This is a genomic window from Ruegeria sp. P10, assembly GCF_056534925.1.
In genome coordinates, this window is the sequence record NZ_JBQERJ010000007.1 from 154,309 (window position 1) to 167,365 (window position 13,057).

General features: G+C 57.7%; 7 protein-coding genes. 1 reads left to right on the forward strand and 6 read right to left on the reverse strand.

All coding sequences use genetic code 11. The features are described from left to right. Positions 1 to 47 precede the first annotated feature (47 nt). From ACR0FB_RS13365 to ACR0FB_RS13385, 5 genes are all read right to left on the reverse strand, one after another. Entirely contained in the window at positions 48 to 1,631 is a 1,584-nt protein-coding gene (locus ACR0FB_RS13365) for an ABC transporter substrate-binding protein (protein ID WP_480620998.1), read from the reverse strand. Positions 1,632 to 1,929: 298 nt separating this feature from the next. After that, positions 1,930 to 3,987, reverse strand: coding sequence for an adenylate/guanylate cyclase domain-containing protein (locus ACR0FB_RS13370; RefSeq protein WP_480620996.1), 2,058 nt, complete (start codon positions 3,985 to 3,987; stop codon positions 1,930 to 1,932). Positions 3,988 to 4,172: 185 nt separating this feature from the next. Continuing rightward, positions 4,173 to 6,149, reverse strand: coding sequence for a DEAD/DEAH box helicase (locus tag ACR0FB_RS13375; RefSeq protein ID WP_480490950.1), 1,977 nt, complete (start codon positions 6,147 to 6,149; stop codon positions 4,173 to 4,175). 387 nt (positions 6,150 to 6,536) lie between these two features. Then, entirely contained in the window at positions 6,537 to 8,918 is a 2,382-nt protein-coding gene (locus tag ACR0FB_RS13380) for a 1-deoxy-D-xylulose-5-phosphate synthase N-terminal domain-containing protein (RefSeq protein ID WP_480620994.1), read from the reverse strand. A gap of 14 nt (positions 8,919 to 8,932) precedes the next feature. Next, entirely contained in the window at positions 8,933 to 10,132 is a 1,200-nt protein-coding gene (locus ACR0FB_RS13385) for a methionine gamma-lyase (RefSeq protein WP_171724612.1), read from the reverse strand. A 115-nt stretch (positions 10,133 to 10,247) separates the two neighbouring features. On the opposite strand from ACR0FB_RS13385, the gene ACR0FB_RS13390 reads away from it, so the two are divergent. Beyond that, positions 10,248 to 10,700 carry an Lrp/AsnC family transcriptional regulator gene (locus ACR0FB_RS13390; protein ID WP_171636498.1) on the forward strand — a complete coding sequence of 151 codons (453 nt, stop codon included), beginning with the start codon at positions 10,248 to 10,250 and terminating at the stop codon, positions 10,698 to 10,700. 319 nt (positions 10,701 to 11,019) lie between these two features. On the opposite strand, the gene paaZ is transcribed toward ACR0FB_RS13390, so the two are convergent. Next, on the reverse strand, positions 11,020 to 13,050 hold the full coding sequence (gene paaZ / locus ACR0FB_RS13395) for a phenylacetic acid degradation bifunctional protein PaaZ (RefSeq protein ID WP_480620991.1): 2,031 nt from the start codon (positions 13,048 to 13,050) through the stop codon (positions 11,020 to 11,022). Between the last annotated feature and the right edge of the window lie 7 nt (positions 13,051 to 13,057).

Below are 13,057 nucleotides of genomic sequence, written 5' to 3' on the forward strand. Positions count from 1 at the left end.
GAAAGCCGGAGCCACCAATCAGGTGGCTCCGGTTTGTGAGTGGTGGTTTATTCGACGCTCACACCATAGAAGATGTGACCGCCCAGAGGGTGCACCTTATAGCCTTGCACCTTGTTGCTCATGGGCATGTAAACGACCGAATGCGCGATGGTTGCCCACGGAGCCTGCTCTTTGAACACAACCTGCGCTTCTTCATACAGTTTGGTCCGCTCGGCCTGATCCGTGCTTTGCTTGGCCTTCAGGATCAGGTCTTCGAATGGCTGATGGCACCATTGCGCCCGGTTGGATGCTTCGACCCCGTCACAGCCCAGCAAAACCGCCAGGAAGTTATCCGGGTCGCCATTGTCCCCGGTCCAGCCCAGCAGAACGGCACCGTCCCGGTTCAGTTCTTTCGAGCGGGACAGGTATTCACCCCATTCGTACGAGACGATTTCGACGCCCACACCGATCTTGGCGAAATCCGCCTGGATCAATTCGGCCATGCGACGGGCATTGGGGTTGTAGGGGCGCTGGACGGGCATGGCCCAGATTTTCATCGACAGGTCCGAAACACCTTCGGCCTCAAGCATCGCCTTGGCCGCTTCGGGATCATAGGGATCGTCCACGATGGCGTCGTTGTAGCCCCACATGGTAGGCGGGATCGGGTTCTTGGCCACCTGGCCCGAGCCCTGGAAGACCACGTCGATGATCGCCTGCTTGTCGATCGCCATGTTCAGCGCTTTGCGCACCTTCGGATTGTCGAATGGCGCCATGGTGGTGTTGTAGGCCAGATAACCAACGTTCAGGCCCTCTTGTTCCAGCATGTTGATGTCCGGATCATCCTTCATTGCCTGAATGTCGGCAGGGTTCGGATAGGGCATCACATGACATTCGCCTGCTTTCAGCTTTTGATAGCGCACAGACGCATCCGGCGTGATGGCAAAGATCAGGTTTTCGACCCGCGCCGGGTCGTTCCAATACGCATCATTGGCCGCGTAACGGATCACCGCGTCTTTTTGATATGCCACGAACGAGAAAGGTCCGGTGCCGATGGGTGCCGTATTCAGTTTTTCCGGCGTACCGGCTTCCATCATTGCCGCAGCGTATTCCGCCGACACGATTGAGGCAAAGTCCATCGCCATATTGGCGACAAACGGTGCTTCGGGCTTGGACAGGGTAAATTTCACCGTGTAGTCGTCGATCTTTTCGATGGACTCGACCAGATCAGGCATCCCCATACCCTGGAAATATTCCCAGGTTCCGCCTGACACTTGATGATAAGGGTGGTTTTCGTCTTTCTGACGCATGAAGGAGAAAATCACGTCATCCGCGTTGAAATCGCGGGTCGGCGTGAACGCGTCATTCGAGTGGAACTTGACGCCCTGGCGCAGCTTGAAAGTGTATTCCAGACCATCATCGCTGGCCTCGACACTTTCGGCCAGGCCGGGGACCACATTGGTCGTGCCCGTTTCAAATTCAAGCAACCGATTGTAGATCGGATGTGAAGACGCATCAAAGGTCGTCCCCGCGGTGTACAGCGCAGGATCGAACCCTTCAGGCGATCCTTCGGAACAATATACAAGTGTATTTGCCTGCGCCACGGCGCCCGTCAGGGCGATCGCAGTGGTTGCGGCCAGAAGTTTGAGGTTCATGATTTTCTCCCAGAAAAGGACTTTGAAAGACAATCGCATGGCTCTTTGTCGCCAGAGCATTCAGTGACAGCACAGGTCGTCGCGATCCCTCTGCCTAATGTATCCAAAATACAATATCTAATGTCAACAGTGTCTTTCTGCCGAAATCTTTGAGGAGTCTTTCTACCGTTGCACCCTGATTTCCGGATCTCATTCTCATCTTCGCTGCGAAATCGATACGACGACCCGAAACCCTCTCCCGGGCACTCAGACCTTTCTGTTAATGGGTGCTGTTAGCATGCGCTCATTGCCTGCACTCTCACGTCTTGTTCGTATGCGTAACCGCGCGCCAATCCCCCGAGGGAGGGTTGGTCAAAAGCTTGTTTGCGCGCAGCTTCATGGCGACGGACACAGGGTCCCCGCCCCGCGTTTTGTCCGCGGCCTCAAACGCAGCTATCGCCTGCTCGAACCGGCCGGAACGATAATGCGCAAGACCTTGTTCGTAGGTCTCGATCCAATCAAGGGATCCTTCAAGACCGTCGGCCATCGCAATCAGCTCATAGACCACCAGCTCCTCGGTCCGGCCAAAGACCGCGAGCGTGTCCAGCTCTCGGACGACAATTGCATCGGCGGCTTCGTGCCGGGTCTCGGGACCGATCAGAATACGCGTACCATACTCCTTGTTGGCCCCTTCCAATCGGCTGGCCACATTCACGACGTCACCGATCGCCGTGTAGTTCAACCGCTGCTCTGACCCAATGTTGCCAACCAGAGCTTCACCGCTGTTCAACCCGATCCTGACACGCAGGGAATTTCCGGCCTCGTCTTTGATGCCCGCATCTTCCACGGTCGCGACAAGATCCAGCGCCGCGCGGCAGGCATTTTCGGCATGGAGAGCATCCTTGCGCGGTGCCCCCCAGATCGCCATGACCGCGTCACCCATGAATTTGTCGATCGTCCCGTCATGGCGCGCGACGGCAGCTGCGGCCGCAGAGAAAAAGGGCTCCATCAACTGGATGATTTTGGGGCCGAGTTTTTCCGACAACCCGGTGAATCCGGTCACATCGCAAAACAATACGGATATCTGCTTCATGTCGCCACCGGGCTGCGTTTTGATGCCTTCAGCGACCAGCATTTTCACAAGATCGGTCGGCACGTATTTTCTGAACGCGGACAATCCTGCTGCCATGCTGGCCGTTGCCGCAGACAGATTGGCAAGCTCGGAAAGGTTTGAAGGCCGGCGTGGAATGCGTTCGACGTCGAAGCGTTCGATCTTGCTCAGATCCTCGGCAATGCGCGCCAAAGGATTGGCTACAATTCGACGGATCAACCAGATCGCCAGGGCGGTTGAGACGATCACGACCCCGATCAGGATATAGATCAGGTCTATCAAGGTTGCATTGATACCCGACAAAAACGCCGCCTCCGGAATGACCGTAGCGACGCGCCACCCGTAAAAACTCAAAGGTGTCAGGGCCACCGCATAGGGGACGCCATCGATCACCACGCGCTTCGTCGAACTGCCCGCTGTCTTGCCATCCGGATCGCCCAACAGTTTTTCCCCCGAGATCTGGGCAACCTCGTACAGTTCACCCTCGCCCATGCGCGCCGGTGTAACTTCGTCCGCTTTTGCGTCGGGAACGGCAATTACTTTGCCATCAGCATCCAGAATAAAGGCAGCTCCAAATTCGCCGGGCTCAAGCGTCGCCAGAAAGCGTGACAAACGGTCGGTTTCTATTGCGACCGCAAGGACACCCTGCCGTGCCCGGTTGACATCGATCGGCCCCGCAAATGCGTATACGGTCTTGTCACTGCCTGGAAGATCGCGCGCTTCGATCCATCCCATTGTGTCCAGGGACATGAAATTGTTGAACCAGGCATGATCGCGAGGATCATAAGAGGTCGGAACAAAGCTCCTTTCTTCGAACTGAATATCCCCGGGAACAAAAATGTATCGATCGGTTCGCAGGTTCCGGTCGCGGATGGCCTTGTCGATCTCGATCATCTCAAGCCCGCTGTCGCCCAACCGATGCGACGCGAAAAAATTGCCGTCCGGCCAACCGAAGAAAATCCAGGAAATATTCGGCTGCGCCTGCAACTGAGACAGAAACACGAACTCTCGTTTATCGGCCTGCCGTGTTGCGATGACATTCTGTACAAAAATCGTGCGCACCGCCGACCATGCGGCTTCGGCGGATCTGAGGGTTGCCCCGACTTCGATACGGACCGCGTTTGCAATCTGGCTGTTGATCTCAGCGGCAAGCATGCGGCTGTTGTCCCGCGCGGTCGTCCACCACAGCGAATGAACAACAAAGGTCGACACGCCGATGGATACGGCGACCAGCATAGATACAGCAATGCCGACACTGAACCGCATGAAAACCCCGAAAAGAATGTCCTGTACCACAGTATTCGGTTGAGATGGCAAGAAGAGCAAAGCTTAGTTTGCTCCAACCCCTAAAAATCACGCAACTGTTAAGCACATGTGTATGCCGGGACCGAAATCAACAGCACCTGGTCACTTGCCAATGGCCAGAGGACAAACCTTGTCCGTGGCGGAAATCAACTGCCCTTGGGTCCGGGTTTGCGACGTTTTGGAACTGCGTTGCCACCCTTGGCGGATTTGACGGCCGCCGCGCGTGCACGATTCTTCTTGCTGTTTGGCTTGCCCTTCGGCGGCGGCGGACCTTTCGGCGCGTCTCCGGCTTGTTTGGAACGACCCCTCTTTTGCTCGACGCTGTCGGGCTTGCGCTTTTTAGGTTTTGCGCCCGAAGCCCTGAACTGGCTTTTTGCGTCGTCATCCGACGCTCGGCGGGTTTCGGTCGCGGGCACGGTCTGGGCAGGCTGAGCCTCGGGCTTGGATTGGCGGCGGTGGGCTTTCCGCTCAGCCGGAGAGTTTTCCTTTTTGTGTCCCGTAGGTCTGCCTTTGAACTTACTTTTGAGACCGGACCGACCGGTTGACGACAGATCCGGTGCTTTATCCAACCGCACAAGGTCTTTGGTTTCTTCGATTTTCATCTCCGGACCAATGGCGGTCAGAAAGCGGTCGACACTGGCTTCACTGATTTCGAAATAAGTTACGTCCTCGGCAATCCGAATGGCACCGATGTCGTCTTTTGTCAGATCGCCCGCCTTGCAGATCATCGGCAGCATATGACGGGGGGACGCATTCTGATTGCGCCCTTCGGACAATGAAAACCAGACGCCGGGCCCAAAGGATGCCCGTGGTCTTGGGGTGGTCTGATCGACCGCCGACAGCTCTTCCGGGGCGGAATGGCGCAGTTTGTATTGCCTGAGGTAAGCGGCCGCGATTTGTTCGGGCGTGAAGCGAGCAATGAGTTTTTCAACAGACGGCCGTTCGCTTTCCGTAATCTCTACCTGCCAGTCCTCTGATGCCAGCATCCGAACCTGATCACGCTCGTTCACCTCGTCGGCAGACGGGGCCGATCCCCATTCTGCTGTCAGCTTGGCAAATTTCAGAATGCGCTCTGCCTTTTTTCGCGATGATGGCGCGACGATCAGGGCGCTGACGCCCTTGCGCCCGGCGCGACCTGTGCGGCCAGACCGGTGCAGCAGTGTTTCATGGCTGTTGGGCAGTTCGGCATGGACCACCAGATCAAGGTTGGGCAGATCGATGCCGCGGGCCGCAACATCGGTTGCGACACAGACCCGGGCCCGTCCATCACGCATGGCCTGCAACGCGTTGGATCGTTCGCTCTGGGTCAGCTCACCGGACAGGGCCACGACAGAAAACCCCCGGTTCGACAGGCGAGCGGTCAGGCGCGAAACCATTGCTCGGGTGTTGCAGAAAACGATGGCATTGGGGGCCTCGTAATATCGCAGCACATTGATTATCGCGTTTTCACCATCACGCGGCGCCACCGTCATGGCCCGATACTCGATATCCGCGTGCTGGGTCTGTTCGCCGACCGTGCTCACACGTACCGCGTCGCGCTGATACCGCTTGGCCAGATTGGCAATTGCGCGTGGCACAGTGGCAGAAAACAACAAGGTCTGACGATCTGCGGGTGTTTCATCAAGGATGAACTCAAGATCCTCGCGGAACCCCAGATCCAGCATTTCGTCCGCTTCGTCCAGGACAACCGCTCGGATAGCTGTCAGATCGATTGACCCTCGATTGATATGATCGCGAAGTCGTCCCGGAGTGGCCACAACGATATGGGCGCCTCGGGCCAACGCGCGACGTTCATCCCGAATGTCCATGCCCCCAACGCACGAGGCCAGAAACGCTCCCGCTCCGGAATACAACCAACCAAGTTCCCGTTTCACCTGAAGTGCCAGCTCGCGGGTCGGTGCGACAACCAGCGCCAACGGCGCTTCGGGTTTGCCGAGCGTTTCTTCATCGCCCAGCACCCTGTGTGCTATCGCCAGACCAAACCCAATGGTCTTCCCTGATCCGGTCTGGGCCGAAACCAACATGTCGCGCCCTTCCAGTTCGGGCTGGGTGACGGCTCGCTGAACTTGGGTCAATGTATCATAGCCCTTGCGCGCTAGCGCATCTGCAATGGTTTGTTTCACGGTGGTGGTTCTTTGTATCGGCCAGGTGATAGGCGCTGTGCGGAATTGCGATCAGCGGATCATCCAAGGGTAAAGACAGCCCCTTACCGGCTGCCATCCCGGTTGTATAGACGGGAAAACGGGCATTTTCGCCGAAAAGCTTCCAATAAGGGAACACCCTGACAGGTCAGACCCTGACGCAACCGCCAGGGCCGGGCCGCGTCAAGCCTGGGTCGACGCGGGTACAAAATTCGACATCTTGCTGGCAGATGCCTGCCGTTGGGCGTCGGAGAAACGCACCGGACACACACAATCGTGCCGATCATTTCGATGACATGACCGTCGTCGATGCGACATAGGTCAAACAAGAGACCGAGCGGGTTCGTTCCTGATCTTGTTGGCCCGATCTCAAGCGCTTGTTGCCCGATGAAGTACTCTGCCACGGGTCAAACCATTCACTTTTTCGATGATGGCATCGGCATCAATGCAGTGGTGGCGATAGAGATCACCGATCGTTCCTGTCTGGCCAAAATGTTCGACCCCCATCGGAATGGTCTGATGACCGCGCACAGCGCCCAGCCACGACAATGTTGCAGGATGCCCATCAATCACGGTGACCAGATTGCAATGCGCCGGCAGGCCAGACATTAGGGCCTCGATGTGGGAAAGTGCGGCGGGGTTGCCCCGCGACCGCACGCGTTGTGCAGCCGTCCAACCGGCATTCAGCCGATCCGCGGACGTCACGGCCAAAACGCCGATATCGCGACGGCCCTCGCCGATGATACCGGCGGCCCTGATTGCCTCGGGCGCGACGGCACCTTGATAGGCGATTACAACTTCGCAATTGGGCCCCGGTTTTCGCAACCAATAGGCCCCATCGATGGCACCTTGGCGGAACTCATCGTCGACACGCTTTCCAGGCTGTTCAATCGGGTTGGTCGTCAGACGCAGATAGACGGAACCGCCGGTTTCATCGCGCAGCCATGTGCGCTCGTTCGGTTGCCCTTCACCGTCGCGTTGCAGATAGTCGAAGGCCCATTCCATGATCACCGCCAGTTCATCAGCAAAGGCGGGTTCGAATGCGGCCAGCCCGTCCTGGCTCATGCCGATCAGGGGGGTACCAACGGATTGATGCGCTCCGCCTTCAGGTGCCAGTGTCACGCCCGATGGCGTACCGACGAGAATAAAGCGTGCATCCTGATAACAGGCATAGTTTAGCGCATCGAGGCCGCGACTGACAAAGGGGTCATAGACGGTGCCGATCGGGATCAACCGTTTGCCAAACAGGGAATGCGACAGACCCGCCGCTCCCAGAAGTAGCATCAGGTTCATTTCGGCGATACCAAGCTCGATATGCTGCCCTTCCGGAGTGAACTCCCATTTCGCCGTCGAAGGGATCCGATGTTCTATGAAGGCATCGGCTTGCATGGATCGGGCAAACAGCTTGCGCCGGTTAACCCAAGGCCCGAGGTTCGTCGTGCCGGTGACATCCGGAGAGGTTGTCACGATGCGTTCGGTCAACGGGCCATCACCTTTTGACAGATCGTCAAGGATCTTGCCAAACGCCATCTGGGTCGAGATTTCACGGCTGGTGTCGACCTCGATCCGTGGCACGTCCAGCTTGTCATCGAAATAGCGGCGCGGACCCTTGGCAAAGAACGGTGCCTTTGCCAGAAAATCCTTGAATGCGGCTGGGTCCTGCACTGTCGCAAGCGGCTCCCATTCCTCGCCCTTCGGCACGCCCATATGCGACTGCCACGCGGCGAACTGGCTGTTGTTCATCAGCCCGCCGTGATTGTCCTTGTGACCTGCGATGGGGGTGCCCCACCCTTTGACGGTGTAGGCCAGGAAACAGGTCGGGCGATCATGATCGATGGCGGCAAATGTCCGGGCCATGGTCTCGACGCAATTGCCGCCAAGATTTTCCATCAGGGCAGCCAGCTCTGCATCCGTCCGCCGTTCGATCAGGGCGGTCACATCCCCCTGATCCCCCAGATCGTCCATGAGACGCTGCCGCCAGACTGCGCCACCCATGAAGGTCAAAGCCGAATATTCCTGATTGGGGCACGCATCGATCCAGTCGCGCAGGCGATCGCCACCCGGTTCTTCAAAGGCCGCGCGTTGCAGAACCCCATATTTCACGCGCTCGACATCCCAACCGAACGCATCGAAGATCTTTTCAATCCGTTCGAACAGCCCTTCGCGGACGATGCCATCCAGGGATTGCCGGTTGTAGTCAACGATCCACCACGTATTGCGCAGGTCATTCTTCCAGCCTTCCTGCAAAGCCTCGTACACATTGCCTTCGTCCAGTTCTGCGTCGCCTACAAGGGCCACCATCCGCCCCATCGGAGCATCCGAGCCCCAGCGCTTGGCCTTGATGTAATCCTGAATGATCGAAGCAAACGAGGTGATCGCGACACCCAAACCCACAGACCCGGTAGAAAAATCGACATCGTCGATATCCTTGGTCCGGCTGGGATAGCTTTGCACACCGCCAAAACCACGGAAGTTTTCCATCTTCTCGCGCGTTTGATTGCCCATGAGATACTGCATCGCATGGAAAACCGGCGAGGCATGGGGTTTGACCGCCACCCGGTCTTCAGCGCGCAGGGCCGAAAAATAGAGCGCGGTCATGATCGACACCATCGAAGCAGACGACGCCTGATGGCCACCAACCTTGATCCCATCCACCTTTGGTCGGATCTGGTTGGCATTGTGGATCATCCAATGCGACAACCATAGCAGACGTTGTTCAACGATCTTCAACTGAGTGGGATCAATGTGCATGGCGGTCTCCGGGTTCAGGCGGCGCTGCGGGCAGGATACGGCAAAGCTTGCTCCAGGTCTGCGAGGATATCTTCGACATCCTCAAGCCCGACGGACAAACGGATCAAACCATCGCTGATCCCATGCGCGGCCCGTTCTTCCGGGGTATAGGTCGAATGCGTCATGGATGCAGGGTGCTGGATCAGCGTTTCGGCATCGCCCAAGGACACCGCGCGCTGGATCATGTTCAGGCGGTTCATGAATTCGATCCCACCGGACAGGCCGGACTTGATCTCGAACGCGATCATGGCGCCGGGTTGGGACATTTGCCGCTGCGCGACATCATGCTGGGCAAAGCTTTTCAGCCCGGGAAAATAAACCTCACCGACGGCGGGGTGCGCCTCGAGGAAATCAGCGACGACCTTGGCTGACGCGCAATGACGATCCAGACGCAGGTTCAGTGTTTTTAGACCACGCAGGATCAGCATCGCGTTGAAAGGGGCCATGACCGCACCGGTCATATCCTTCATTCCGACCAGGCGGATTTCGGCGATCTGTTCGGCGGTGCCGACAACCAGACCAGCGACCACGTCGCCATGCCCACCGAGATATTTGGTGGCAGAATGCAGAACGATATCCGCCCCGTGCTCGATCGGGCGGGTCAGATAGGGGCTGGCATAGGTGTTGTCGACGACAGCCGTTGCACCGACCGAATGCGCAATTTCGGCGCTGGCGGCGATGTCCACCAAGCGCATGTTCGGATTGGCCGGAGTTTCGAAATAGACAACGCGGGTTTTGTCAGAAACGGCAGCTTTCAGGTTCTCTGGGTCTGTCATGTCGACATGGGTGATCGTGACCCCCCATTTTGCCAGTCCATGGCGCATGAAGGCGAAGGTGCAGCCATAGAGTGTTTTGTCCACGATGACTTCGTCCCCCGGCGACAGCAGGGTCCAAAGCACTGCCGTGATCGCCCCCATGCCGCTGGAAAGGGCCAGTCCGGCCTCGGCCCCTTCAAGCACCGCAATGCGTTGTTCCAGAAGGTCACATGTGGGGTTAGAAATTCGGCTGTAGATATGACCTGCGCGTTCACCGGCAAACATCTCTCCACCAGCCTCTGCGGTTTCAAAGGTAAACGTGGACGTCAAATGCAGCGGTGGAGTAAGGGCGCCGTCATTTTCCAGAGGGTTGTAAGCGTGGTGAATGGCGCGGGTGGCAAATCCGGTTGAACGAGTCATTGCAAGCTCCTGTTTCAAGCTGACGCCAGTTTGCACCTTTACTTTGGGCTTGTGCTTGCAAATAGTATCAAGACAGCGATCTATATTGGCAGATTCTGCCAATTTTAAGGTTGAAATGGACGATAAAGACAGACAGATCATTCGGGCGCTGCAAAAGGACGGGCGCATGACGAACCAGGACCTTGCCGACGAGGTGAACCTGTCTCCGTCGCCGTGTCTGCGCCGGGTCAAGAACCTCGAAGCGCGCGGGATCATAAAGGGTTACAGCGCAGATGTGGACGCCGCCGCATACGGCATAGGCATTACCGTTTTTGTGCGGGTCCGGTTGGAGCGACACAATGAAACGGACGTACAGAATTTCGAAAAACGCGTTCGGATGATCGACGAAGTTCTTGAATGCCACGTGCTGACCGGGGCAATGGACTACCAGCTGCGGGTGTTGGTATCGGATCTCGAGGCATATGAAGAATTCATACGAAACAGAATTCACCCGATCGGTGGGATTGCTTCGATCGACACCAGCTTTGTTTATGGAACGGTAAAGAAGACCGCCGTTTTTCCACCCTGATGGAACGCGCCCGGCCAATCTGCGAACTCAGGTTGATGTGCATGTTTAACGCGCGCCGGGATAAGGTTTCACAGCCAACTCATGGCGGCGCGGGCGAGAGGACCTTTGAGCCTCGATCGCAAAGGGTCGTGGCGCGCCGCCAGCCCTTGATTCTGTCGAACAATATCTTGACGCGATTGCGCCGCTTAGCGTGCTTTGCAGGCAACCCGCACTGTTTGCGCCCCCGGATTCTGGCACGCATCCCGAAGATCAGACATGTTCACCGCTCGTTTTTCGAACCGTGAACACGCTGACCTGCCGAATTCAATGGGTTCCGGGCCTAGTAGGCGACCATCGTCAAAAGCTCATATTCCGCAACCATTTCATCATCCTGTTGGGTCAGGGTGACATGCCAGCGGACTTCGCCGTATTCTTCGTTCCGTTTGGTCTTGGCCTTGACCGTTAACCGCACCTTGATGGTATCACCCGCCTGGACGGGCTTCATGAATCGCAACCCGTCAAGACCCGTGTTTGCCAGAACCGGGCCTTCGTTCGGTTCAACAAACAATCCGGCTGCAAATGACAAAAGCAGATACCCATGGGCCACACGGCCCGGGAAGAACGGGTTCCGTTCCGCCGCTGCCTGATCCATATGCGCGTAGAACGTATCGCCGGTGAAATTGGCAAAGTGTTCGATGTCTTCCATCGTGATTGTACGGGGCGCCGTGTGGAGGGTCTCGCCAATCGCCAGCTCGTGGAACCGGCGCGTGAACGGATGGGCTGGCCCTGCGACCTCGGTCGCGCCGGGAACCCATTTGTTCCCGATCGCGGTCAGCAAATCGGGTGACCCCTGAATGGCTGTCCTCTGCATGTAGTGCTTCACGCCACGCACACCGCCCATCTCCTCGCCGCCACCAGCGCGTCCGGGTCCGCCGTGAACCATATGCGGCAGAGGAGAGCCGTGGCCGGTGGATTCCTTCATCGAGTCACGATTGTTGAAATACAGCCGCCCGTGATAGACCCCGGCCCCAAGGGCAACTTGCCGCGCCACATCCGCGTCACGAGTTATGACCGATGCCACCAGCGACCCCTGCCCGCGGTTCGCCAGATCGATCGCATGGTCAAGATCGCGATACCCCATCACCGTGCTGACCGGGCCAAAAGCCTCGGTGTCATGGACGCGTCGGGCCGCATCCGGATTGGCACAGTGGTACAACATCGGCGGCAGGAACGCGCCTTTCTCGGCATCCGCCCCATCAACCTGAAAATCGTCAGGGTTGCCGAAAACGCGCTCGGCTTCCTGCCCGATGATTGCCGCCTTTTCCAGAACATCGCGTTTCTGACCGTTCGAGACCAGCGCGCCCATGCGTGTGGTTTCCAGCCGCGGGTCGCCGATGACCGTTTTTGCCAACCGCGCGGACAGAGCTTCGATCACCGCCTGCACCTGAGGCTCTGGGGCAATGATCCGGCGGATCGCCGTACATTTCTGCCCGGCCTTCGTGGTCATCTCGCGCTGGACTTCTTTGACGAAAAGGTCGAATTCCGGCGTTCCGGGCTCGGCATCAGGGCCCAGGATCGAGCAGTTCAGACTGTCCTGCTCGGCCACGAAACGAACAGAATTCTCCAGGATGACCGGGTTGGAACGCAGTTTCGACGCCGTTTCCGCGGATCCGGTGAAACTGACCACGTCCTGCATGGTCAGACGGTCCAGCATATCGCCCAGACCACCCGAAACCAGCTGCAACGCGCCTGCAGGCAAAATGCCGGAGTCCAGCATCAGCCGGACGCATAGTTCGGTGACGTAGCACGAGTTCGTCGCCGGTTTTACGATGGCCGGAACGCCTGCCAGAAGGGTTGGAGCCAGCTTTTCCAACATCCCCCAGACAGGAAAGTTGAACGCGTTGATGTGAACCGCCACCCCATGCAACGGGGTGCAGATGTGCTGCCCCAGAAAAGTGCCATTGCGCGACAACTGCTCGACCTCACCGTCCAGATAGACATATCCGTCCGGCATCTCGCGTCGACCTTTCGAAGCGAAGACGAACATCGTGCCGATACCACCGTCTATGTCGATCAAGTGGTCGGACTGGGTCGCACCTGTGCTGAAAGACAGGTCATACATTTCCTGTTTGTGCTGACCCAAATGAACGGACAACGCCTTGAGCATCTTGGCCCGCTGGTGGAACGTCATCTGCCGCAGCGCCGGCCCGCCGACATTGCGCGCATAGTCCAGCATCCCCTGCACATCCAACGCGCCATTGCCGGCCGTGGCGATCACCTCGCCGGTGACTGCGCTTGTAATATTGCGGGCACCCGCACCGGGCGCAACCCATTCACCGGCCGCGAAGCTGGAAATCTGTTGGATTGTCATGAGCGTC